We start from the raw sequence: 23,111 nt of genomic DNA on the forward strand, positions 1-23,111 counted from the left end.
TAAAGTAAGGAGTAAAACGTGAAATTAGCTTCTTTAGACCAAGGCCGTGACGGACAACTGATTATCGTTTCACGTGATCTCACTCAAGCCGTACATGCACACGACATTGCGCCGACGCTGCAGTTTGCTTTAGATAACTGGGATCAGGTCGAGGCGGATCTGCAACACCTGTATCGCAACCTCAACGACGGCATTGCCCAAGATGTGTTCCCGTTTAACCCGGCACATTGCGCTTCTCCGCTGCCGCGGGCTTTTCAATGGGCAGACGGCAGTGCATACGTCAACCATGTCGAACTGGTTCGCAAGGCACGCGGCGCTGAAATGCCGGAAAGCTTCTGGACCGATCCCCTGATGTATCAGGGTATGTCAGATGGTTTTCTCGGCCCGCGCCAGGACATTGAAATGGCCGATGAAAGCTGGGGAATCGATTTTGAAGGTGAAATTGCGGTGATCACCAATGATGTCCCGATGGGTACACGCACCGAAGAAGTTCACGGCCATATCAAATTGCTGATGCTGGTCAATGATGTCTCGCTGCGCAATCTGATCCCTGCCGAACTGAGCAAAGGCTTTGGTTTCTTTCAGTCCAAGCCGGCTTCTGCGTTTTCACCTGTGGCCGTCACCCCGGACGAGCTGGGCGACAGCTGGCATGATTACAAAGTCCATCAGCGCCTGAGCGTGCATCTGAATGATGAGTTATTCGGTGAGCCCAATGCCGGTGTCGATATGACGTTCAACTTCGCCGAACTGGTGCAGCATGTGGCGAAATCCCGTCATCTCTGTGCGGGCACCATTATCGGTTCCGGCACGGTCTCGAACGTAGATCGTTCCAGCGGCTCCTGCTGTCTGGCTGAACGCCGGATGCTGGAAATCATCGATCAGGGACAAGCCGTCACGCCTTTCATGAAATTTGGCGACAAAGTCAGAATTGAAATGTTTGACGACAATGGCGACTCCATCTTTGGCGCGATTGAACAGACAGTGGTGAAATATCAGCACCAGTACGACCCTGCCGATCTGAACCACCATCAGCCAGACTAACAAGGAGGCCGGATGACGCTCTACGACTATTTCCGCTCATCCGCCGCCTACCGGGTGCGTATTGCGCTCAACCTGAAAGGGTTGAGCTATACCAGCCACCCGGTGTCACTGGTGGATAAAGCGCAACAATCACTGGCTTATCAGGCCATGAACCCGTCACAGCTGGTACCGACTCTGGAAACCGAGCAGGGATATCTGAGCCAGTCACTGGCCATCATTGAATATCTGGATGAATGCTATCCCGAGACCGCACTGCTGCCCCGTGATCCCTGGCAAAAAGCACTATGCCGCGAACTGGCTCTGAGTATTGCGTGTGATATTCACCCGGTGAACAACTTGCGTATTCTCAACTATTTAACGCAAGACTTGGGTGTGAGTCAGCAAGATAAGCTCACCTGGTATCATCATTGGCTGCACCAGGGCTTGTCTGCACTGGAAGCTCGAGTGGCGGCAAGGCAGGCGAACCAGCCCAGTCTCTTCTGCTGCGGCGATACGCCCTCGCTGGCCGATATTTGTCTGGTGCCTCAGCTTTATAATGCGCGCCGGTTTGAGCTTGATTTGTCCCCCTACCCGACACTGGTCAGAATCGATGCGGCCTGCCAGAAACTGGCGTCTTTCGCACAGGCTCACCCGGATAATACGCCACAATAAAAGTATTAAGGCGAAAGATAAGACGCCAGACGTAAGCCATCACGATAAGGACGATAACGATGAGCATGCAAGACCATCATCTGGAAGAAGATCAAGCACCCATTCTCTGGCAGCCGACCAAAGACAGTATTCATGACAGCTTGCTGTACCAGTTCATGGTGGATCTGAGCGAGCAGGAAGACACGCTGTTTCACGACTATCAGCAGCTTCACCATTGGTCTGTCACGCACAGTGAACAGTTCTGGGATCGGCTGTGGGACTTCTGCGGCGTCATCGGTGACAAAGGCAGCCGAGTGACGGACTGCCCCCTGGCAGCACAGAGCCGGCCAAGGACACCCTCTGGTTTCCGGATGCCCGCCTGAACTTTGCCGAAAACCTGCTGGCCTACGCCAAACAGGCACCGGAATCAGCAGCCATTGTGTTTCACTGTGAAGGACAGGCAGAACGACGCCAGCAACTGAGCTGGCAAAACTTGTATGATCAGGTTTCACAGCTCAGCCAGTACCTGCGCCAGCAAGGCATCTCACAAGGGGATGTCGTGGCCGGTTATCTGCCGAATTTGCCTCAGACGCTGATCGCCATGCTCGCCACCAGCACAATTGGCGCGATCTGGACGTCGACCTCGCCGGACTTTGGGGTCGACAGCGTAGTCGAGCGATTTGGCCAGACGTGCCCTAAACTCCTGTTCGCCGCCGATGGGTATTTTTATAACGGCAAAAGGCACAGCTGCATTGATAAAGTCAATGCCATGCTGACAGAACTGCACAGCGTCGAAAAAGTCGTACTGATCCCATTCACCGGCATGTCGCCCCCTGCATTTGAACCGTTGTCTGAGCGCTACCAGTTCTGGGATGATGCGTTGTCCGCGTATCAGCCATCGGCGATTCACTTTGAACGGGTTGAGTTCAATCATCCGCTTTATATTCTTTATTCTTCCGGCACCACGGGAAAGCCCAAGTGTATTGTTCACAGTGTCGGCGGCATTTTGCTCAATCATCTGAAAGAACACATGCTGCACAGCAACGTCAACAAAGGGGATCGCCTGTTCTACTTTACCACCTGCGGCTGGATGATGTGGAACTGGATGGCCAGCGGACTGGCGGCGGGCGCGACGCTGGTGCTCTACGATGGCTCGCCTTTCTACCCCGATGGCAATGTGCTGTGGGACATGGCCGATCAGGAAGACGTGACCTTATTCGGCACATCAGCCAAGTATCTTGAGGCGCTTGAGAAAAAGGGCTACCAGCCCAACCAGACTCATCGCCTGGCCAGCCTTCGGACCCTGTGTTCGACCGGCTCAGTGCTGGCGCCGGAACAGTTCGACTATGTGTACCGGTCTGTCAAATCTGATCTGCAACTGGCGTCGATCTCCGGCGGCACCGACATCTGTGGCTGCTTTGCCATTGGTAACCCCCTCAGCCCTGTGTACCGCGGGGAATGTCAGGGCCGCGCGTTAGGCATGGATGTGCAGGTTTATGATGATAACGGAAAGTCGGTGATCGACGCTCAGGGCGAGCTGGTTTGCTGTAACAGCTTTCCGCATCAGCCCGTTGGGTTCTGGAACGACGAAGGTGGTAAGCGTTATCACAGTGCGTACTGGGATGTCTATCCCAACACCTGGCATCATGGTGATTTTGTTCAGCTGACCCGTCACGGCGGCTTAGTCTTCTTTGGTCGCTCCGATGCGGTACTCAACCCGGGCGGTGTGCGCATCGGGACAGCGGAGATCTATCGTCAGGTCAATCCGATGGACGAGATCATCGATTCGATTGTGATCGGACAAAACTGGCAGAATGACGTGCGCGTCGTGCTCTTTGTTCAGTTGGCCGAGGGGCAGCAACTCGACGACACGCTGCAGGCCCGGATTCGCCAGCGCATCAAAGAACATTGTTCGCCACGCCATGTCCCGGCGGTGATTCTGGCTGTCACCGATATTCCGCGCACCAAATCCGGCAAACTGGTTGAGCTGGCGGTGCGGAATGTGGTGCACCAACAGCCGGTGAAAAACGTCGGCGCGCTGGCCAACCCGGAGGCGCTGGAACAGTACAAAAATCGTCCAGAGTTGCTCTCCTAAGCCCGGTATGACGGCCAATACGACACACGCCCTGTTCAGGGGCGTGTGTGTTATTAACGGGATAGTTCTGGCACACAAGATCAGTTGCCCGGAAACGCTCGCGCATTAAATAGCTGAGTGGTTTTATCCACCAGCCTGAGATGCACAGTGCCATCATGAAGCGGATTCAGCACGATGATCGACTCCAGTCCATTCGGTGTTGCCGCACTGGGGACAACCAACCCGGTATTGGTATTGCCTGTCAGCCACTGTGAGCCAATATTGCGTGTTGAAACAGGATGAGGATACACATTCCAGTCAGACGGCAACAACCCGGGATCAAGCTGATCAGCCTGTGAATCGGGCAGTTCGTAAATACCTAGCACATAATCTTTTGGGATTAATTTAGGCAACGGGAAATAATTCGCCATTTCCAGCATGGCAACAGAAGGCGACAATGAAAAATACAGCACAGAAACGCCTTTATGGTTCCATCTTGCCCCGTCCTGATAACTGGCCCCCAACCCCTGATAATTTTCAAGGTACTGCTCTGGCGTAATGCGGTAAAGCAGCATTTAGGAAAACTCGCCCCAGGCCATTTTATTCAGGGTTTCTTTCACCATCCTGCGCCCGGTGAAGGTATCCAGTAATTCAGAGGGCTTTTTATTGTTCAGCGCTGGCAAAGGGGTATTTAACAGTTCCTGTGCCAATTCCCTGTCTTCGTACAACGAAAATGCTGCATTGAAAACGCTCAGAATATCCAGCATTTCTTCAGACTGATGCTTGTCCAACGCTTTGCGTTTATACAAACGATGAAGATTACCGCTGGTCGTCCCTAATGCACTGCAGATGATTGCGCGTTGCGTCGGCAAGGTTTTCACGACGGACTCCACGACTTTGCCTGCCACACCCGCAGTGATGGTTTCAAGCAACAGATACTGATCATCAAAAATATTATTTTTCAGACCCACATCAGTGATGAATGAATGTGACATCCTGAACTCCTGTAAACCGCATGACACACTCAGTATACATCCAACTGATGTAACAACAACATCAGATTGATGTCGAATCGTTCAAAAATGACCTTATTGCCATTCCAGGCACCGAATTACAACAGCAAATCGTCATTGATAGGAAAATAGGTACTGGCCTCGTTCACCAACGAGGCTGCCGTCAAGTCAGGCACACCATACAGCTCAACCTGTTTGCCTTTATCGACTCGCAGTTTATTCAGCAACAGATCAAAATCACCATCGCCGGAAACCAGCACGACGACATCGGCGATCCCCGTGTGCTCCAATGCGTCAATGGTGATGCCAACGTCCCAATCGCCTTTGGCCGAGCCATCCGATCGCTGAATAAAAGGCTTCAGCTTGACCTCAAAACCAATGGCTCGCAAGATATTCTGAAATTCTTGCTGCTTACGATCACCCCGGTCAATGGCATACGCGAAGGCAGCCACCACTTCTCTGTCTTTGGTCACTTTGGCCCAGAAGGCATTGTAATCGAAGTTGCGCTGATACTGCTGCCTGGATGTGTAATACACGTTTTGCACATCGACAAATATGGCCACTTTTTCCATTGAATCTATCCTGGTCATTGAAGCTTTGGGATTCACGAACTCTCGTCATGCGATTCACAAAGCTAGATAAAATAATGCGTCTCTTTTATTCTCAGCAGCGACGTCAATGAATGATTCCAAGCTGCTGAATCTGTACTTCATCTGCGGGACAGGTACTGCTTTGGAGATTGACCCAGTGTTTTCTTAAAAAAGGTGATAAAAGCACTGACCGACTCGTAACCGAGATTTTCCGCCACTCGCTGGACCGGCACCTGCGAATTCAATTGTTGCAACGCGACAACAATATGTAATTGTCCGCGCCATTTTCCGAATGTCATGCCCACATGTTTCTCCACCAGCCGGGACAGAGTTCGCTCACTCATTGCATAAGCTGCTGCCCACTGACCAATCGTTCTTCTGTCGGCTGGATCTGCAACCATCGCCTTGGCTATCTGGCGCAGCTTCGGCTCTTCCGGAATCGCGAAATCAAAGCGTTCGATCGGCATTAATGACAATTGATACAGCAACACCTCAGCCAGTTTATCGGTCTCACTCCCCGCCTGATATTGCTGATCCAATGAAGCCAGATGAAGAATCATTTCTCTGAGCATCGGAGAAATGGACACTGTACACACATCATCCGGCATCGCAATGGCTGAGGGCTGAATAAACAACATACAACCTTCGCCATTCACCGAAACCCGGTTGCTGTGCGAAACATTTCCCGGAATCCACACCGCTGTCTGAGGGGGCACCATCCAAATTGCAGCCTGAATATGACTCGTTACATATCCGACCGTTGGCATCACTAACTGCCCTTTTTCATGCTGGTGGCAGGGCGATTCTCTGCTGGCGTCTTTGCCGACTTTCAGCGCCACTGCCCTTTGCGGGAAAATTGCACTGTCGTATAAAGCCTCACTGACAGGTTCTAACATGACGGTTTTTAGCAATAAATTGTCAAATTTCCTCAATTAAACATGATCCCGACTGATTAAACTAGTTTTACTTTTTAATTGTTGTCTTGAAAAACACACTATGAAATATCACACCCATCATATCCTGTTTCTGACCTCCCTCACCCTGACGGCCTTGATGCTGCGGTCACCCTTGACCAGTGTGTCGCCAATCCTGGAAGACATCAGCCAGGCTCTGTCCTTATCGTCACAGAGCGCTGGATTACTCACCACAATACCTTTACTCGCTTTTGCTTTTTCTCTCCGCTCGCTGCTCTCACTGCATCCAAGATAGGGATCGAAAAGGGCATTTTTCTGGGATTGATTGCAGTAGCTCTGGGCATCGGCTTACGGGGCGCTGGCAATACCACACTGCTTTTGGGCGGCACGGTTCTCATTGGTCTGGGGATTGCTTTCTGTAACGTGTTATTACCCGCCTTTCTGAAACGCCGATATCCGGAATCCGCGACAACCTATACGTCTTTCTATATTCTGGTCATGGGTATTGGGGCGGCCGCATCGGCTGCCCTCGTGGTGCCTGTAACGACACTTGGCGGTGGGAACAACTGGCGATTGGCGCTCATGGCTTGCCTGCCAATTGCTGTACTGGCTAACCTGACCTGGCTGTCGCAACTGCGCCACACCACCCAAACAGCAGCAGATTCAAGCAACCAGACTGTCTGGCGATCTGCTGCAGCCTGGAAGCTCACAGCCTATATGGCCATGAATTCGCTGATGAACTATGTTTTCGTCGCCTGGTATGCGGTGATCGTGCAAAACATGGGTTACAGCGCAGAGGATTCAGGTCTGTATCACGGAATCGCTCTGCTATCCGCAATGATTCCCAGCCTGCTTTTGCTCCCCCTGCTCAGTCAACTGAAAACCCCGCTTTACCCTTGTCTCGCTGCCGTTTGTTTCACGCTGACAGGCATTGCACTTCTGCTGTTCAATCAGGAAGCAGCACTGCTCGCTGGAATATTGATGGGGATGGGCACCAGTCTGGGGTTCATCATGGGGATGTCTATGCTGAATTGGTGCTCAACAGATGCCAACCACGCCTCGGCACTTTCCGGCATGGTTCAAGCGGTCAGCTATCTGGTCGCAGCAATCGGACCCGTTGTATTCGGCTATCTCCACGACTTAAGCGGCGACTGGCACTTCAGTCTGACAACCCTGCTGGCATGCTGTGTTGTCTGGGGAGGATGTACTGTTCTTGTGTCACGTCAAAAGATGAGGACTGAATCCGTGCTTCCATCAACTCAGCAAGAGAATCATTAATCTTCTCGACGCAATATTTGAGGGCACGAGATGACGTGCCCTCAATATCCCTAGCCCGGTTCAGCCAACAAATACCGGGCATGGAAACGCAGGTGATCGTCAATGAAGCTGGCGATGAAGTAATAGCTGTGGTCGTAACCGGATTGCATGCGCAATTCGAGCGGCGAATCATGCTGCTCGGCGGCGGCCTTTAGCAGTTCAGGTTTGAGCTGCTCATTCAGGAAGTTATCGGCGTCGCCCTGATCGACCAGCATTGGCAATGCGGCTTTGCCTTGCTTCAGCAGTTCGCAGGCATCGTACTGACGCCATGTTTCTTTATCACTCCCCAGATAGGCCGCAAAGGCTTTTTGTCCCCACGGACACATCATCGGATGCGTAATCGGGCTGAACGCAGAAATGGAACGATACTGCTCCGGATGCTTCAGTCCAATCGTCAGGGCGCCATGTCCGCCCATACTGTGCCCGGCAATCGACTTCACATCAGACACCGGGAAATGGGATTCAATGAGGCCAGGCAGTTCATGCACCACGTAATCATACATGCGGTAATGCGTGTCCCATGGTGGCTGGGTTGCGTTCAGATAAAAGCCTGCGCCCTGCCCCAGATCGTAATTGTCGTCATCGGCTACATCATCGCCGCGCGGGCTGGTGTCCGGCATGATCAGCGCGATCCCCAGCGACTCAGCCACTCGAAAAGCGCCGGATTTTTGCGAGAAATTTTCGTCAGTACAGGTCAGACCCGACAACCAGTACACCGCTGGCACCGGATGCTCCGCTGTGGCCGCAGAAGGCAGGAAAACTGAGAAACGCATGGTACAGTTCAGCGATTCTGACGCATGGGTATATTGTTTCAGCCAGCCGCCAAACGTTTTGTTCTGGCTGACATGCTGCAGGTTTTGGGATTCAGAAGTCATCACATCATCCTTTGAAATCGAACCACACAGCCTATGGCTGTATGGTTCATGCTTGATTGGGTTCAGTTTGGCTTTATTTGTCCATATGGACAACACTGCGGATGCTCTTACCTTCATGCATCAGATCAAACGCCTCATTGATCTCATCCAGACCCATGGTATGCGTGATGAACTCCTGCAGGCCAAATTCACCCGCCAGATACTGTTCAACAATGCCCGGCAGCTGAGAGCGGCCTTTCACACCACCAAAGGCAGAACCACGCCAGACCCGGCCGGTCACCAGCTGGAACGGACGTGTGGAGATCTCCTGGCCGGCACCGGCCACACCGATAATCACCGACTCACCCCAGCCCTTGTGGCAGCATTCCAGCGCCTGACGCATCACATTCACGTTGCCGATACACTCGAACGAGAAATCCACGCCGCCGTCAGTCATTTCAACAATCACTTCCTGAATCGGCTTGTCGAAGTGCTGCGGGTTAATGACATCGGTCGCACCCAGTTGCTGCGCCAGCGCGAACTTACTTTCATTGATATCAATCCCAATGATACGGCTGGCACCCGCCATACGCGCACCGATAATGGCCGATAAGCCAATGCCGCCCAGACCAAAAATCGCAACCGTATCACCGGATTTCACTTTCGCCGTATTGAGCACTGCGCCCATACCCGTCGTGACACCACAACCCAGCAGGCAGACTTCTTCCAGTGGTGCCGCTTTGTTCACTTTCGCCAGAGAAATCTCTGGCAGCACTGTGTATTCCGAGAACGTTGAGCAGCCCATATAGTGATAAATCGGCTCGCCATTGATTGAGAATCGCGTGGTGCCGTCCGGCATCAGACCTTTACCCTGGGTTTCACGCACGGCCTGACACAGATTGGTTTTGCCCGAGGTACAGAATTTACACTCACCACACTCCGCGGTGTAAAGCGGGATCACATGATCGCCCACTTCGACGCTGGTCACGCCTTCACCCACCATTTCAACAATACCGCCGCCTTCGTGGCCCAGAATTGCCGGGAAAATTCCTTCCGGATCATCGCCCGATAACGTAAAAGCATCCGTGTGGCAAACACCCGTCGCCACAATACGCACCAGCACTTCACCGGCTTTCGGCAGCTGAACGTCGACTTCTTCCATTTTCAGCGGTTCACCCGCAGCCCATGCGACAGCCGCTTTTGATTTGATCGAGGTTTGACCGGGTTTCAGTTCCAGCGTCATGAAATCTTCCTTATTGTTGAATGAGATACACAGCTTTCATTCAGTATATCTCTGAATATCTCAGAAATAATTACCGATTCCGGCAAATCATTTTTACGGCTGTGTAATAATCAATGCTTCAGAATCAAACACGGAACACACCATGGCAAACTGGGAAGGCGTCAGTGAATTCGTCGCTGTGGCAGAATCAAGCAGTTTCACACTGGCCGCCAAAAAACTGTCCACCTCGGTGGCTCAGGTCAGCCGCCGCGTCGCAGCGCTGGAAGACAGGCTCGCCGTCAAACTGCTCAACCGCACCACACGGAAAGTCACGCTGACGGAAGCCGGCATGCTGTATTTTCAGCAATGCAAACATCTGGTGGACGGACTGGAACAGGCGGAACTCGCCGTCACGCAGATGCAGACCACCCCAAAAGGATTGGTGCGCGTGACCGCCCCCGTGACCTACGGCGAGATGCACCTGGCGCCCCTGATCAATCAGTTTTTAGAACAATACCCGCAGGTCGACGTCGAGTTAGTGCTCACCAACCAGAAACTCGATCTCATAGAGTCTGGTGTTGATCTGGCCATACGTTTAGGCCGGCTGGAAGATTCCACCCTGCTGGCCCGCAGGCTGTCGACCCGGCAATCTTATGTCTGTGCCAGCCGGGATTATCTCGACAGGCACGGCGAACCTCATACCCTGTCGGAGCTGAGTAAACATCAGTGTTTAGTTGGCTCAGTAGATGTCTGGCGGTTCAAAGACCAACAGCAAAGCCGATCCATTCGCATCTCTGGCCGGCTCAAATGCAACAGTGGTTTTGCCCTGCGTGATGCCGCGAAACGGGGTTTGGGCCTCATCCAACTGCCCGATTATTACATTCAGCAGGATCTGGAATCCGGCGAGCTGATTGAAGTGCTGGCCCAGTACCGCGACGACAAAGAAGGCATCTGGGCGTTATTTCCATCCAGTGTCCGGCTGTCTCCGAAAGTAAGGCTGTTGGTGGATTTTCTGGTGGCGGGGTTAGCCGATGGTTCGCGTGAAAACAGCCTTTCACAACACTAAAGCTGGGTGACGCGGCGTCTGACAACTGCATCATTGAACCGCATCGGTCAGATTGGGAATGTCTGGCAACTTGTCATGAAAAGCGCCCTGAGCCGCCATAAAACCAAAAGTATAAGGGGCAACTTTCAGGCCTTCCCGTGCTCTGACATCCTGACTTTCACGCAGCAAGTTGAACATCCAGTCATCTAACTTGTGCATGACTTCCAAAAACTCCTCATGCGTCAGCTCTGCTTTTAACGTCATCAGAAAGGCCTGATTATCTTCAGCAGAAAGATCAATCACCCGCCCCTGAAGACGGTTCAGCACTGTTCGGGTGAAATAAATGGGGAACCGGGCCCCTTTTTCAAAAGACGTGTGGCTCGGGACTAATAACTGACAAGTTCGGTTCACTTTGATCTCAATCAGCTGAATGGATTCCAGTTTTCTCAGATAAAGATGGATTGAGGGCTCATTCAGGCCATAGCGTTCAGCAATCTCATTCACTGTCCGGTGTTCTGTTAACTCAGACCAGAAGGTAAAAAGCGGCGGACAGTCAAAAAAGGCCTGATCCTGCGCTGACGTGAAAACCGGAATGGTGTAGATATTTTTTTCTGCTTCTTCAAGCAACTTCGACAGTGGGAAGTTCAGCAAACGATTGATACGAATCAGCCGCTGCATCGACAGGGGCTGTGCGTGATTCAGCAGTCGCTTCACACTCACTTCAGAAATTTCCAATGCATCTGCCAAGTGCTGATAGGATATCTTCCTTTTCCTGAGCTCCTTTTTCAGCAGGGTACACACTTCTTGCGACAACCTGTCATCCATTTCGCGTTCTCCGAATCACATCCCGACACCCAAAGAATCATAATAAGATCCTTAAGGATAATAAATTGAAAAAGTGAATCATTATGAGATTCTTTTGTGACCTTCAGCATCACAGAGAACATCACCATGAGCCAAAAAGGACTGACATGCCGATTCGGGATTCAACAATGCCTCCACTGGACGATTGTGGGCATCATGATTCCGGTCCTGATACTGATTTTCCAGTCGAGAGGACTCAGCCTGATGGACATCGGGATTGTCATGGCGGTCTGGATCGGCAGCACCGCCCTGCTTGAAATCCCTCTGGGCGGCGTCGCAGATACCTACGGGCGCAGGAAGACTTACCTTATCTCGCTGCTGGTCAACATTCTGGGTTGTATCGTGCTGTACTTTGCAGACGGCCTGCCTCTCATACTGATTGCAGCCATGCTGCTGGGAACGGCAAAAGCCGTCTATTCCGGCACGCTTGACGCTTGGTTTTACGACAGCTTCCGTCGCCAACCCGGCCAGCAGTCTTTTCATTCCGCCATTGCAACTATCAATGTGTTCGTCACGCTCGGGCTGGCGGCTGGCTCCCTGATCGGTGGCTGGCTGCCCGACTTCAGCACCCGCTCATTACTGCCATCATCAACCCTCTCCGGGTTAAACATGTATGATCTGAATATCGCGCTGGTTGCCATCGCCAGTCTGGTTCTGATATTGATTACACGGGGATTGATTCATGAAGCAAGACAACCTGCACTATCACCTGAACATCAGTATCCTGCCAATGTTTTCAAGACAAGTTTGCAAGCCATCAAAACCGCTTTCCGCCATGCGATACTAAGCCGGCTGATGCAGACCACATTGGTGTTTGGTATGGTCTTGAGCGGGATTGAAAACTACTGGCAGCCTTATCTGGCTGAACTCATCCATGGTACAGATTATGGAGTCACCTTTTTCGGAGTCCTCTCTGCCCTTTATTTTCTGATGTCTGCCGGTTCGTCAATTTTGTCCGTCCGATTACTCAAAATTCTGAAAGGATCCCACAAAACCCTGATGTTCTCGACCCGCGTCACCGCGGGCATCGCGTTCATTGCCCTGGCCAATACCTCGCAGCCCATCAGCTTCGCCCTGTGTTACCTGCTGTTCTTCTTCCTGTTCACTGCTGGCAATAATTCCGAACGTGTTTTGCTTCATGAACATACGGAAACGCGTTTCCGATCGACCATGTTGTCCATCAGCGCTTTTATGATCACTTGTGGCGGCGTGTTTGCATCGCTTTTATTCGGTTTGATTTCAGAGCATTACGGCATTTCTGTCAGTTGGACCCTTGGTGGCCTGCTGCTTGTCGCATCTTCTGTGCTGTTGCTCTTGATGCCGGAGAGACTGGCGGCTGAAGCGACATGAGGTCTGCACCCTTCCGTCAGTGCGATTGAGGCACAAGCGTGCTAAGGTTTCTCCATTCCAGATTACAGTGGTACTCAAAATGAACATCGGAGAACTGTCCCGAAAGACAGGACTGGCAACATCACGCATTCGCTTCTATGAAAAGATCGGCCTGCTGAAAACGGTCAGACGAAAAGCAAACGGCTATCGCAGTTATCCGCCTGAAGCCGTGATGGTTTTAGACATGATCACCACAGGTCAGCAGGCCGGATTCACGCTTGATGAGCTGCGATTACTCTTGCCTGCAGATTTGTCGCAGTGGGATCATCACCACTTGCTCACCACGCTAAAACAAAAAGTCAGAGACTTAGAAGATATTGAGCGCAAGATTGCCGAAAATAAAGCCCGATTGCTGGCTGTGTTGCAAGAAATCGAAGCCAAACCCGACGACATGGATTGCGCCACCAATGCCGAACGGGTGATGACTCAGTTTGGCTGGCACCTGCTACCACACCGTGAAACCGGTCAAGATGATTCCTGATTTCACCCTCCGCGCTTCCTGAGCAACTGAACCACCTGTCTGGCGGTTGCTTTGGCCGATTGCGGATTCTGACCGGTGACAAGCTGACCATCGGTGACAACAAACGGCAGAAATGGCAGCAGGGCTTTCTGGTAACGTGCCCCCCGCTGTCGCATCTCCTGTTCGGCGTTGTAAGGCATCTTCTTTGCAACCCCGGCCAGTATTTCTTCGGTCCAGGAAAACCCGGTCACCTTGCGGCCGCTGACCAGCAATTCACCCGATGACAGCCGGGTATTCAGCAATCCGCAATACCCGTGGCAGACTGCACCGACAATACCACCCTGCTCGACAATCGAACGGGTCAGCATTTGCAAACCTTCACTGTCCGGGAAGTCCCACATCACGGCATGCCCACCGGTAAAATAGATTGCATCAAACGCGCTGGGATCGACGGCCTCGGGGCGTACTGTATTGCTCAGCAACGCCATGCGCTGCGGATCGGCCTGCCAGGCTTTGGCGCTCCGGTCCAGATTGGGCCATTTCAGGGAGCGGGGTTCTAACGGACACGGTCCGCCCTGCGGACTGACGATGACCTGCTGGTATCCCTGCCGTTCAAACTCATCATAGGCATGGGACAGTTCCGACAGCCATAGTCCCGTGGGTGTGGTGGTATCTGCATAGTGATCAACATTACTGACAACAAGCAGGATCTTTGGAGTCATCTGCGCTTTCCTTTCTAACATGAGTAGAACGATGCCTTCAGGCATCTTTTTTATTGCTGACCGAATCAGCCTATGTTTAAACCTTACTTGAAGGTCAAATGGAATCGCATCAGCATTGCCGGTTGACTTTAAACTTAACTTCAAGCTTAGGATGCGGCTTCACCATGACAACAGTGAATGTGGAGAAGTAGACGATGCAAACCATTCTGGGTGCAAACGGACAAATTGGACGCGAACTGGCAGTAAGCCTGAACCGTGATTTTACAAAAGACATTCGTTTGGTCAGCCGCCATCCGCAGAAGGTGAATGAGACCGACACCTTGTTTCAGGCCGATCTGCTGGACCCGGAGCAAACCCGGCGTGCCGTCCAAGGGTCTGAGATTGTTTACCTGACAGCAGGTTTACCGATGGATACGCAGCTCTGGATCGCACAGTGGCCAGTCATCATGCACAATGTCATTGCCGCCTGCGAGATTCACGGCGCAAAACTGGTGTACTTCGATAACACCTATATGTACCCGCAAACCAGTGAACCACAACGTGAAGATGCCCCATTTGTGCCGAATGGCGGAAAAGGTCAGGTTCGCGCTCAAATCACAACCCTGCTGCTCGAAGCCATGGCAAAAGGAACCATTGACGCGGTAATTTGCCGGGCACCGGAATTTTACGGGCCGGGCAAAACCCAGAGCATCACGAATTCAACCATTCTCGACAAACTTCTGGCTGGAGAAACCGCCCGCGTTTTTCTTCGTGACGATGTCAAACGCAGCCTTATTTACACCCCGGATGCCAGCCGGGCGATAGCCCTGATCGGCAATACACCGGATGCCTACGGCCAGACCTGGCACTTACCCTGTGATGATAACCGGCTGACCTACCGTGAGTTGATCACGCTTGCCGCGGCCATTTTCGGGACTCAGCCCAACTACCGCATTCTGAAACGCTGGCAGTTATGGCTGGCGGGTCGATTCAGTCTAAAGGTTCGCGATGCTGCCGAACTGCTGCCGCGTTATGAGTCAGACAATATTTTTGTCTCGGACAAATTTAAAGCGCGTTTTCCTGACTTCAAAATCACCGCTTTTGAAGAAGGATTAGAGACCATTTGGCAGGAAAGAGAACAGGCGAAGGCGAAATAACCAGAGTGCGTCGTGGATTCATCGAACAGGGAAATTCAAGACGAATCTACGACAGCACTCGACCCGCCAAAATAGCGGGTTGAGTGCTTTCAGCATGCGTCCGTTTACTTCCTGAGCAGTGATTCCAGCGGTTCAGGCGCATAAAGCGCACTCTGAAAATCCGGCACATATTCATATTTCAGCATGGCACCGATCTCCAGCGACCTGATGAAAGCTGACAGGCTGCCATTCCCCAGCGTCAGGCGGACCGCTTGATCATCAGTCGTACTGGCATATTGCATCTGCCGCGACACGGCATAACCGTAAGTCAGTTCACCCCGCTGGTTCATGTTTGTGAAACTGTTCTTCACCAGCGCGCCATCCTGAGATAAATCTGTAAGCTTATCGGCTTGAAAGACCAGATCCGGTTGGCCGGTGTGTTGATCACTGATGGTGTAAGTGACTGAGGTGTCATCTTGATGATAGTCGATCGACGTCAGCCACTTCGGCAGGTTATACCCCACCACACCCCGGACTCTTGCCAGTTCTGTATTGACCGGCAACTTGAGGACGTATCCCCAGTAATCGTCCGACATGGACTGCCCGATCAGCGTGAATGGGCCCCAATTTGATGAACCGGGTTTGTTCGTGACGATCGACAACGCAATTTCATTGTAAGCATCATTGTCGCAATAGTGATAAGCATAAGCTGTCAGCACCACCAAACCACGACCCGGCCAAATCTGAATCGGCTGGACCTGCGCCAGCACCTCCGCCGGAATCTGTGCCTTTAATCGCTCGAGATCTGCCGTAAAAACCGCCGTAATCCGCTCATTCTGGTAATAAAAGTTGGGTGAGTAAGAAGCAAACCCCATCTCCACTTTGTTTTTCTTCAGGGTTTGAAACCAGCTCAGATCCGTATCCGGCGATTCCTGCGCAATCACGGACAAGGGTGGATTGGATCGAAAGCGGTCATACAGCCCGCCAGCCTGAACGGGCACCGGATAACCGGCAATATTAATTTCCCTTGTGTCGGTTGGGACGACCGGTTGCGCCAGCACAGGAAGGCTTGCAGCCAGCCAAAGGGCTGACCCGACGATAGAATGCATGTTCATTGAGGTTCCTCAAATAATCTTTAGATGATGATTCGCATCGGACAGCGCTGCTGCAGATCCAGCAGCAGCGTCAGTCCGATGTCAGAACTCTAAGGTTGAATCAAGGTTTAAGGTCAAGATGGGCGGGGATCTTTGTTGGCTCTTGGTCTCTCGCACTATTACCAAGAGAGCAGGATTTGATTTCCAATCAGATAACGTTAGAGCAAGCGCGCTTGGTGTATTGATTGAAACTTAAGCACTTTTACCGTGTTTGTGTCGTGATACATTGAATTTGACCACGACATCCTTACCTGCCAGGCAATCAGCGACGTTGAGCTCATAAGTTGTGAACTTATTCCCTATCATCTCCGTTTGGAACACGCTTTGAGATAGTTTACGTAAGAACACATATTCAGGGCGTGTGTGCAGTAAGTGGATATAAACGACTTCATGGCCAAAATCATGAGCCCATGAGATTAGCGATCTAAAAACCATTTTCCCAATACCCCAACTGCGGTCATCAACGACGATGGCTATCTCATACCCAAGCTCTGATAATTGAATTCCACACCAACCGACTAACTCGTCATCGAGGGTAATGGCTCTCACGATACACCCTTCAAGATCATCAATGTCGAGCTTGTCACTCACCCACTTTTCTGCAAGTTCAGCATCAAACTTGTCATGAGAAATGAGGTGCTTTCTGGTACTTGCTTTATTGAGTATTGGAATGAACTTGTCTGATTCTATTTCATCAAGAGACACATACTGAAGGTTACGCATTCATCACCATTTCGCCTAAAAATGACAGCACCGCCACATCAGGCATTGCCACACACTCGCAAGTCAACTGAAAACAGTCGGTTGCGCGACTCTAATCTTTTACCTGTTACGCAATAACTGTCGACTGCGCAGAAATGAGCTGCCACTGGTTGTTTTGCTTCAGCCAAACGCGAGAGAAAGCAAAAACACCATTAGCCACAGCGCCATCATATTTCCCTTGAATGTCTGCGTTTACATGAACCAAAGCGATATTTCCTTGTGGTACGACCTGGTAATCACGCAATTCGATTGACTCAATGGTGAACAAACCAGAACGGTGCAAGGCAATATCATCTTGCTTTGATACCCGTTGGCCAAAATGATTAATAAATACCAGACTCTCGGAGAGCAAATCAGTTAATGCAACAATATCTGAGCTGAGCATTGAAGCCTTCAGTTTTTCCTCAACAGCAAAAATTTCCTGAACTACATCCCTTTCCATACGAACAACTCCCTGTTCTTTTCTTTGTATCACACAGCCAGCACACGCGGCTTTGTAGCAGAGACAAGGATTATACGTTTCACGCCGCTGTCTGATTGCTCATGTCGCACACCATATGCATAAAACAGAATATATTCAGTGAGTCGTTTCACTGAAAAAGACAATCTCTGTCTCGTTCATACCAGAGATTGAATTTTTAATTTCAGTAATCCCCCAAACCAGGGAAAAATTCAGGACGAATTTTCAGGTTGTCGGTGCCGGTAGCGCCGACAACTGTAGTGGTTTAATAAACCCGGACAACACCAGAGAAATCAAAGGCTTTTCTGGATACGCTTTGGGCCAGCAATGCGTATCTGGCACGCATCCGAAAATGGTGAGACTTTCTCCAAAACAAAGCGCGACATATCAACGCGATTCAATATCTGCACGCTCAGCCGCCAAGAGCAAAAACAATCACCACGACGCCCAAATCTCATTCAGATCAAAGCGGTATTTGTACGCCATCACCACATTGTGGCCCTGAAAGTCGTACTCTTTTTCGCTGAGTACCGGGCTGAAGTTATAGAGCTGGAACTGATGCGGCCCCTTGTTGGCTTCCAGATACACATTGATGGCCATGCCAAAGCCGCCGAAGTTCACATCACGGGTTTCGCCCCGCTGTTCTGCAATGTGGGTGATCTGATAATTGCCTTTCAGATCCAGGTAGCCTGCGCCAAAACCAATGCCGACTTTGGCATTCCAGTCAGCGCTGGCATCCCGGTTCCAGTGATAAAACAATACTGGCACCGCAGTCATGGCAAAACCTTTCACGGACGTGCCCAGATCGACCTTTTCCTGGCCGTTCTGCAGCACTTGCTGGCCCGATTTAAAAAACGACCCGTCAAGCTGAAATTGCACGCCAAAGTTCGAGTCTTCAGCAAAATAATACGGCGATGAGACCAGAGAAGCGGTTGGAAGTATATGCAGGCCACTGGTCATCACAGCGACATCTTTATCGCCATGTTCCGGGTCCTGAATATCAATATTGGTGAAGGTGCTTTGTAATCCAACAGCCAGTTCAACTGCCTGGCTGGCAGCGGAAAAGGTAATGGACAAAACCGGTAGTAAAACGCGATACATCAGCGAGTTGGGTCTGTCAGAAGAGAAAGACGAATCCTAACAGTGACTTAGAATTTGAGCAACGAGAATCATCCGGCTGCGGGGATGTCACCTCATTGCGATACACCCAGCAATACAGCGCGGGGCGGATACGCTGGAGTAACCTGCCGTTTTCTTTGATCAACCCGATGCTTTCCACATGCGAAGACTCATTTTTGTGTACATGGCTGCATATCACTTTAAGATGTGTGTCACCGATTCACCGAAAGTGAATGCACTTTCCCCAACACAAAGAAAGGAGGATATTTATGTCGCAGTGGTGTTCAATCAACCCACGCTTTTTTGGTATTGATATCCGCTCAAGAGTTTTTGATATCGCGCTGCGATAATCTCGACTTGAGCGAAAGATTCATCTCCGACCAAATGCGTCCACCCGAGTTTTCCTCATGCTCGAAGAATTATTGTCAGCTTTGACAACGGCTTTTTACGCCCTAAATTCTTGAGTTCAATATGAGTACTTTTTTAACTGCACAATCCCTGACACTCTCTTATACGTCTTCGTCTTTGTTCACCGATCTGAGCTTTACGATCCATCATGGCGATAAAATTGGCCTGATTGGCCATAACGGCTGTGGCAAAAGTTCTTTGCTGAAACTGTTAGACGGTCAACTGGAGGCTAGTTCAGGACGCATAGCCAAAGCCCAGTCCTGCCTGATGCGCTATGTTGAGCAATACATTCCACATGCCTTGCAAAGCACAACCGTGCTGTCCGCACTGGCCGAGACACTGGCTGATGATGAGCGCTGGCGCGCAGAATTACTGCTGGACGAACTCGGGTTCAGCCTTGCGGATCGGCACATGCAGGTTTCCAACTGCAGCGGCGGCCAGCAAATGCGTTTATTACTGGCCCGGGCCATCATCCACCAGCCGGATTTATTGCTGCTGGATGAACCGAGTAACCACCTGGATCTCCCCGCTTTGCTCTGGCTGGAGCAATTTCTGTCGAACTGGAAAGGAGCGTTTGTGCTCGTCTCCCATGACCAGACGTTACTCGATGCGGTGACCAACACGACCTGGATCATGCGCGATCGGGCCCTGCATCATTTTTCACTCCCCTGCAGTGCCGCCCGGCTGGCGCTGCAAGAGAAAGATGAAACCGACCAGCTGCGGCATGCCAGTGAACAGAAAGAAATCGACCGGATCGAGAAAAGTGCCAAACGTCTCGCCACATGGGGCAAGGTGTATGACAACGAAGATCTGGCCCGGAAAGCGAAAACCATGTTCGCCAGAAAGGAACGATTGGAAGAAGCGCAAACGGAACTGAGTGAAGGCACTCCCTGGTCACTCACGCTTCAGGGAGAATCCCTGCCAGCAAACCGGCTGCTGGAAATCTCGCCTTTTTCAGTGAAACCGGCCACACATGCCAGCCCCTTGTTTGAGATGGCTGACATGCGTGTCCGAAGCGGTGATCGCATCGCGGTGCTTGGCAGCAACGGCTGCGGCAAATCAACCTTGCTCAACCTGTTGTATCAAACGTACCAGACTTCAGCGCTGCCTGCGGTGACATTTCACGATCGCTGCCGATTGGGCTATTACGATCAGTCTCAGCAGCAACTGCGTGATCAGGATGCCCTGACAGATGCATTGCTGTCTTTCGCTTCGATCAGCAGTGAACAGTGTAAACGGGCGTTGATCAGTGCCGGGTTTGAATACGCCAGACACAACCAGCCTGTGGCCTCACTCAGCGGTGGCGAACGGGCCCGGCTGTTATTTGTCGGACTCACACTGGCCCGCTACCATCTGCTGTTTCTGGACGAGCCGACCAACCACCTGAGATCTGGAAGGCAAGGAAGAGCTGGCGGAAACCCTGAATCGCTTTCAGGGCGCGGCGTTACTGGTGAGTCATGACCGCAGCCTGATAGAGCAAAGCTGTAACCGGTTCTGGTTGATTCAAGGCGGGAAGATCACAGAACATCTGACGGCGGAAGCTGTGTACGCGCAAATGACGGCTCAGACGGCCCGGCACCTGAATCAATCCGGTTCTGAGGCTGATCTGCTCCCGGACCAGCCAGCCGAAACACACAACCGTTCGGCGCGAAGTGATGACGAACAGCTGCTGGCGCGTTTAATTTCGCTGGAAACCCTGCTGGACGATGATCTGAGGCGCCGACCGAAGCATCAGAAACCCAGTCTGCAACGCGCATGGCGGGAGGAGATCGCCCGGATCACGGCACAACTTGAACTGAGCTGACAAAGACTCAGCGCCCGAGGCAGCCGCAGGGCTGTCTCGGGATTCACCCTGACGACACCATGCATTCGCAACGACAAGACTTAATCCATACTACTGCGCAGATCAACCATTGACTGCTGACTGACCGTGATCAAGCCACTTTGCGGCCGGTTGAGATCGACCACCAGAGTCACCAGCACCGCGAAAGCCAGTGCCATAGGAATCACAGCAATCAGCCTTCGTTTGCCTGTGTATCCGACTTGCGTCCCTATCGCAATCATAGCCAGGGCGGTTATCGCGGCCAGTGAGATCCAGATGCTGAACGGAATACGGTTACGCAGAGCCCCCGTGATCCGTATTTCATGCATATCAATCACATCATTAATAACCTGAACCACTAAAGAAGTGGTTGGGCTGGGCTTTTCTATTGCAGCTTTAGACACCTGCTTCCAGAGCCGGTTATGAATCTCAACCGATTTAGCGATAGCTTTATCAACGCCTTTACCGCCCACGGCTTCCAGTCGGACATCAACATACTCTCTTAACAGACTTTTCACTTCATTACTGGCTGCCCCACCCAGCAAATCGGCTCTCAGATAAGCAGTCCCTATAATATTGGCCTCTTGCAGGACATTATTACGTCTGAACTCATACTGTGAAGTCGCCATAGAGAAAGTGAATGCGAGAACAAAAGCCAGCATACCCAGCAATCCACCGACCATAGGCCCTAAGCTGGACGGAGCTTCCTTATCTTGCTGTGTTCGTGCGTGTAATCCAAACTGAAAACCAACTTCACAAAAAGCAAGCATCAGCAGAGCTATCCCAATAAAGAGCCAGAATATAGGCACAGATTCAAAAAACCTGACATCCATTGACCCCTCCTATTTCATTCACTGGCTGATATCGAAAGCAACAGCACCAGAAAGTGCCGCCCATTCCTTAACCGAGAAGCATTTATTAAGCATATGCCGCCACTGATATAAAGGAAGCAAAGTTACTGAGAAACGTCTAAAATTCGCAGTTCTGCTCATTGCGATTGAGTCAAGTCAGTAAGCCACACACATTATGCTGGCCGCCCCCTTCGCTCTACCCTTCATTTCCGCCTTACAGTATGATGACCCGTAATTTAGTTATGCGGTAAGACGGATTCTCAATGACCATCAGCAAACCTATCCCGACCAATATCATCACTGGCTTTCTGGGAGCCGGTAAAACCACGGCCATACTGTCGCTGCTGGCGCGTAAACCCGCCGATGAAAAATGGGCTATTCTGATCAATGAATTTGGCAACGTGGGGGTCGACGGGGCCATGCTGGATCAGCAAGGCGCCATCGTCAAAGAAGTGCCGGGCGGCTGTATGTGCTGTGTCGCCGGACTGCCGATGTCGGTCGGTATCAATGCCCTGCTGGCGCAGAAACCCGACCGCCTGCTGCTGGAACCGACCGGTCTGGGCCATCCGAAAGAGATCATCAATAAACTGACTTCTGACAGCTATGCCAAGTACATCGATCTGAAAGCAACGATCACCCTGGTTGACCCGCGTCAGTTTTCAGACAGCCTGTATACTGATAACCAGAATTTTCAGGATCAGATTGCTTTGGCCGATGTGCTGGTTGCCAATAAAATCGATGCCTGTACCGATTACGATTTGCTGATGTTTGAGCAGTACGCCAGCGCGTGCGAACCCGCCAAACAAATGATCACCCAGGTGGAACAAGGGCAGCTTGACCTGGCGCTGCTGGAACAGCCCCGCATCGCGCGTCAAGCCGCGCACAGCCATCACCACCATCATGACGATGCAGCCGCGCCGTTGCCTGGCCTGGAGCTGGCACCGGGTGAAACCTTTATCCGCAAAGAAAACCATGGTCAGGGCTATCATAGCTGCGGCTGGTTCTTTGCGACCGATCTGCAATTTGATTTTTCCCAGCTGTTTACCCTGTTTACTAACCTCAATGCCCAGCGGGTGAAAGCCGTGGTCAACACCGAGCGCGGATGCTTTGCTTTTAATGTGGTCAATCGGGTAGTCTCAGTAAATGAACTCACGCTGGAAGGGTTTGAGTCCCGCATTGAAGTCATTGATAAGGACATGCTGCCTTGGGATGAGTTAGAAGAGATTTTGGTCTCTTTGACAAAAAAAGCCTGATACCGACTATTATTTATCAATGCTTTGGGATC

The 23,111-nt window shown here is 51.4% G+C and carries 21 protein-coding genes and 2 pseudogenes; 10 read left to right on the forward strand and 13 right to left on the reverse strand.

Annotation, left to right across the window (positions count from 1 at the left end; genetic code table 11):
- Positions 1–18 precede the first annotated feature (18 nt).
- From P4S53_RS03080 to P4S53_RS03090, 3 genes and pseudogenes are all read left to right on the forward strand, one after another.
- A complete protein-coding gene (locus P4S53_RS03080) occupies positions 19–1,041 on the forward strand; it encodes a fumarylacetoacetate hydrolase family protein (RefSeq protein WP_337111329.1) in 1,023 nt (340 codons plus the stop codon).
- A 12-nt stretch (positions 1,042–1,053) separates the two neighbouring features.
- Positions 1,054–1,692 (forward strand): maleylacetoacetate isomerase, encoded by a 639-nt coding sequence (gene maiA, locus P4S53_RS03085; protein ID WP_337111330.1) that lies wholly within the window; start codon positions 1,054–1,056, stop codon positions 1,690–1,692.
- A 65-nt stretch (positions 1,693–1,757) separates the two neighbouring features.
- Positions 1,758–3,766 (forward strand): annotated as a pseudogene (locus P4S53_RS03090) (acetoacetate--CoA ligase).
- Positions 3,767–3,846: 80 nt separating this feature from the next.
- On the opposite strand, the gene P4S53_RS03095 reads toward P4S53_RS03090, so the two are convergent.
- From P4S53_RS03095 to P4S53_RS03110, 4 genes are all read right to left on the reverse strand, one after another.
- Positions 3,847–4,320, reverse strand: coding sequence for an RES family NAD+ phosphorylase (locus tag P4S53_RS03095; RefSeq protein ID WP_337111331.1), 474 nt, complete (start codon positions 4,318–4,320; stop codon positions 3,847–3,849).
- On the reverse strand, positions 4,321–4,740 hold the full coding sequence (locus tag P4S53_RS03100) for an antitoxin Xre/MbcA/ParS toxin-binding domain-containing protein (RefSeq protein ID WP_162941024.1): 420 nt from the start codon (positions 4,738–4,740) through the stop codon (positions 4,321–4,323).
- Positions 4,741–4,856: 116 nt separating this feature from the next.
- Complete coding sequence (locus tag P4S53_RS03105; protein ID WP_337111332.1) at positions 4,857–5,330, reverse strand: NYN domain-containing protein; 474 nt, start codon at positions 5,328–5,330, stop codon at positions 4,857–4,859.
- A gap of 137 nt (positions 5,331–5,467) precedes the next feature.
- Complete coding sequence (locus P4S53_RS03110; RefSeq protein WP_337111333.1) at positions 5,468–6,244, reverse strand: AraC family transcriptional regulator; 777 nt, start codon at positions 6,242–6,244, stop codon at positions 5,468–5,470.
- 240 nt (positions 6,245–6,484) lie between these two features.
- Here P4S53_RS03110 and P4S53_RS03115 point away from each other — a divergent pair, with 240 nt between their 5' ends.
- Positions 6,485–7,540, forward strand: a complete 1,056-nt coding sequence (locus tag P4S53_RS03115) for an MFS transporter (protein WP_337112050.1) — start codon at positions 6,485–6,487, stop codon at positions 7,538–7,540.
- A 50-nt stretch (positions 7,541–7,590) separates the two neighbouring features.
- On the opposite strand, the gene fghA is transcribed toward P4S53_RS03115, so the two are convergent.
- Positions 7,591–8,454 (reverse strand): S-formylglutathione hydrolase, encoded by an 864-nt coding sequence (gene fghA, locus P4S53_RS03120; protein WP_337111334.1) that lies wholly within the window; start codon positions 8,452–8,454, stop codon positions 7,591–7,593.
- Positions 8,455–8,527: 73 nt separating this feature from the next.
- Positions 8,528–9,676 (reverse strand): S-(hydroxymethyl)glutathione dehydrogenase/class III alcohol dehydrogenase, encoded by a 1,149-nt coding sequence (locus P4S53_RS03125; protein ID WP_337111335.1) that lies wholly within the window; start codon positions 9,674–9,676, stop codon positions 8,528–8,530.
- Positions 9,677–9,818: 142 nt separating this feature from the next.
- Here P4S53_RS03125 and P4S53_RS03130 point away from each other — a divergent pair, with 142 nt between their 5' ends.
- The gene (locus P4S53_RS03130; RefSeq protein ID WP_337111336.1) at positions 9,819–10,721 is read left to right on the forward strand and encodes a LysR family transcriptional regulator; all 903 of its coding nucleotides are present in this window, start codon (positions 9,819–9,821) and stop codon (positions 10,719–10,721) included.
- Positions 10,722–10,751: 30 nt separating this feature from the next.
- On the opposite strand, the gene P4S53_RS03135 is transcribed toward P4S53_RS03130, so the two are convergent.
- The gene (locus tag P4S53_RS03135) at positions 10,752–11,525 is read right to left on the reverse strand and encodes a helix-turn-helix transcriptional regulator (RefSeq protein WP_337111337.1); all 774 of its coding nucleotides are present in this window, start codon (positions 11,523–11,525) and stop codon (positions 10,752–10,754) included.
- Between the two features lie 126 nt (positions 11,526–11,651).
- On the opposite strand from P4S53_RS03135, the gene P4S53_RS03140 reads away from it, so the two are divergent.
- Together P4S53_RS03140 and P4S53_RS03145 are read left to right on the forward strand one after the other, a co-directional pair.
- The gene (locus P4S53_RS03140; protein WP_337111338.1) at positions 11,652–12,914 is read left to right on the forward strand and encodes an MFS transporter; all 1,263 of its coding nucleotides are present in this window, start codon (positions 11,652–11,654) and stop codon (positions 12,912–12,914) included.
- Between the two features lie 79 nt (positions 12,915–12,993).
- Entirely contained in the window at positions 12,994–13,434 is a 441-nt protein-coding gene (locus P4S53_RS03145; protein WP_303562998.1) for a MerR family transcriptional regulator, read from the forward strand.
- Between the two features lie 2 nt (positions 13,435–13,436).
- Here the strand turns inward: P4S53_RS03145 and P4S53_RS03150 are convergent, their stop codons facing one another.
- The gene (locus tag P4S53_RS03150) at positions 13,437–14,135 is read right to left on the reverse strand and encodes a type 1 glutamine amidotransferase domain-containing protein (RefSeq protein ID WP_337111339.1); all 699 of its coding nucleotides are present in this window, start codon (positions 14,133–14,135) and stop codon (positions 13,437–13,439) included.
- 194 nt (positions 14,136–14,329) lie between these two features.
- Between P4S53_RS03150 and P4S53_RS03155 the strand changes: the two genes are divergently transcribed.
- Positions 14,330–15,271, forward strand: coding sequence for an SDR family oxidoreductase (locus P4S53_RS03155; protein WP_337111340.1), 942 nt, complete (start codon positions 14,330–14,332; stop codon positions 15,269–15,271).
- 104 nt (positions 15,272–15,375) lie between these two features.
- Here the strand turns inward: P4S53_RS03155 and P4S53_RS03160 are convergent, their stop codons facing one another.
- The 4 genes from P4S53_RS03160 to P4S53_RS03175 all read right to left on the reverse strand — a co-directional run bounded on the left by P4S53_RS03160 (position 15,376) and on the right by P4S53_RS03175 (position 18,727).
- Positions 15,376–16,365, reverse strand: a complete 990-nt coding sequence (locus P4S53_RS03160) for a hypothetical protein (protein ID WP_337111341.1) — start codon at positions 16,363–16,365, stop codon at positions 15,376–15,378.
- Positions 16,366–16,596: 231 nt separating this feature from the next.
- Positions 16,597–17,127 (reverse strand): GNAT family N-acetyltransferase, encoded by a 531-nt coding sequence (locus P4S53_RS03165; RefSeq protein WP_337111342.1) that lies wholly within the window; start codon positions 17,125–17,127, stop codon positions 16,597–16,599.
- 106 nt (positions 17,128–17,233) lie between these two features.
- Positions 17,234–17,608 carry a nuclear transport factor 2 family protein gene (locus P4S53_RS03170; protein WP_337111343.1) on the reverse strand — a complete coding sequence of 125 codons (375 nt, stop codon included), beginning with the start codon at positions 17,606–17,608 and terminating at the stop codon, positions 17,234–17,236.
- Positions 17,609–18,061: 453 nt separating this feature from the next.
- On the reverse strand, positions 18,062–18,727 hold the full coding sequence (locus tag P4S53_RS03175; RefSeq protein WP_337111344.1) for a hypothetical protein: 666 nt from the start codon (positions 18,725–18,727) through the stop codon (positions 18,062–18,064).
- A 489-nt stretch (positions 18,728–19,216) separates the two neighbouring features.
- On the opposite strand from P4S53_RS03175, the pseudogene P4S53_RS03180 reads away from it, so the two are divergent.
- Positions 19,217–20,957: pseudogene (locus P4S53_RS03180) on the forward strand (ABC-F family ATP-binding cassette domain-containing protein).
- 80 nt (positions 20,958–21,037) lie between these two features.
- Here P4S53_RS03180 and P4S53_RS03185 read toward each other — a convergent pair.
- A complete protein-coding gene (locus tag P4S53_RS03185) occupies positions 21,038–21,808 on the reverse strand; it encodes a bestrophin-like domain (protein ID WP_337111345.1) in 771 nt (256 codons plus the stop codon).
- 281 nt (positions 21,809–22,089) lie between these two features.
- Between P4S53_RS03185 and P4S53_RS03190 the strand changes: the two genes are divergently transcribed.
- Complete coding sequence (locus tag P4S53_RS03190) at positions 22,090–23,079, forward strand: CobW family GTP-binding protein (protein ID WP_337111346.1); 990 nt, start codon at positions 22,090–22,092, stop codon at positions 23,077–23,079.
- Positions 23,080–23,111: the final 32 nt, after the last annotated feature.

Origin of the sequence: Photobacterium sp. Hal280 (assembly GCF_037162255.1) — a bacterium.
GTDB lineage: Bacteria > Pseudomonadota > Gammaproteobacteria > Enterobacterales > Vibrionaceae > Photobacterium.

Bases quoted from the DNA above. Each gene is read 5' to 3' on its own strand.
- maiA (WP_337111330.1), top strand. From the start codon at position 1,054: ATGACGCTCTACGACTATTTCCGCTCATCCGCCGCCTACCGGGTGCGT.
- P4S53_RS03095 (WP_337111331.1), bottom strand. From the start codon at position 4,320: ATGCTGCTTTACCGCATTACGCCAGAGCAGTACCTTGAAAATTATCAG.
- P4S53_RS03100 (WP_162941024.1), bottom strand. From the start codon at position 4,740: ATGTCACATTCATTCATCACTGATGTGGGTCTGAAAAATAATATTTTT.
- P4S53_RS03105 (WP_337111332.1), bottom strand. From the start codon at position 5,330: ATGGAAAAAGTGGCCATATTTGTCGATGTGCAAAACGTGTATTACACA.
- P4S53_RS03110 (WP_337111333.1), bottom strand. From the start codon at position 6,244: ATGTTAGAACCTGTCAGTGAGGCTTTATACGACAGTGCAATTTTCCCG.
- fghA (WP_337111334.1), bottom strand. From the start codon at position 8,454: ATGACTTCTGAATCCCAAAACCTGCAGCATGTCAGCCAGAACAAAACG.
- P4S53_RS03125 (WP_337111335.1), bottom strand. From the start codon at position 9,676: ATGACGCTGGAACTGAAACCCGGTCAAACCTCGATCAAATCAAAAGCG.
- P4S53_RS03130 (WP_337111336.1), top strand. From the start codon at position 9,819: ATGGCAAACTGGGAAGGCGTCAGTGAATTCGTCGCTGTGGCAGAATCA.
- P4S53_RS03135 (WP_337111337.1), bottom strand. From the start codon at position 11,525: ATGGATGACAGGTTGTCGCAAGAAGTGTGTACCCTGCTGAAAAAGGAG.
- P4S53_RS03140 (WP_337111338.1), top strand. From the start codon at position 11,652: ATGAGCCAAAAAGGACTGACATGCCGATTCGGGATTCAACAATGCCTC.
- P4S53_RS03145 (WP_303562998.1), top strand. From the start codon at position 12,994: ATGAACATCGGAGAACTGTCCCGAAAGACAGGACTGGCAACATCACGC.
- P4S53_RS03150 (WP_337111339.1), bottom strand. From the start codon at position 14,135: ATGACTCCAAAGATCCTGCTTGTTGTCAGTAATGTTGATCACTATGCA.
- P4S53_RS03155 (WP_337111340.1), top strand. From the start codon at position 14,330: ATGCAAACCATTCTGGGTGCAAACGGACAAATTGGACGCGAACTGGCA.
- P4S53_RS03160 (WP_337111341.1), bottom strand. From the start codon at position 16,365: ATGAACATGCATTCTATCGTCGGGTCAGCCCTTTGGCTGGCTGCAAGC.
- P4S53_RS03165 (WP_337111342.1), bottom strand. From the start codon at position 17,127: ATGCGTAACCTTCAGTATGTGTCTCTTGATGAAATAGAATCAGACAAG.
- P4S53_RS03170 (WP_337111343.1), bottom strand. From the start codon at position 17,608: ATGGAAAGGGATGTAGTTCAGGAAATTTTTGCTGTTGAGGAAAAACTG.
- P4S53_RS03175 (WP_337111344.1), bottom strand. From the start codon at position 18,727: ATGTATCGCGTTTTACTACCGGTTTTGTCCATTACCTTTTCCGCTGCC.
- P4S53_RS03185 (WP_337111345.1), bottom strand. From the start codon at position 21,808: ATGGATGTCAGGTTTTTTGAATCTGTGCCTATATTCTGGCTCTTTATT.
- P4S53_RS03190 (WP_337111346.1), top strand. From the start codon at position 22,090: ATGACCATCAGCAAACCTATCCCGACCAATATCATCACTGGCTTTCTG.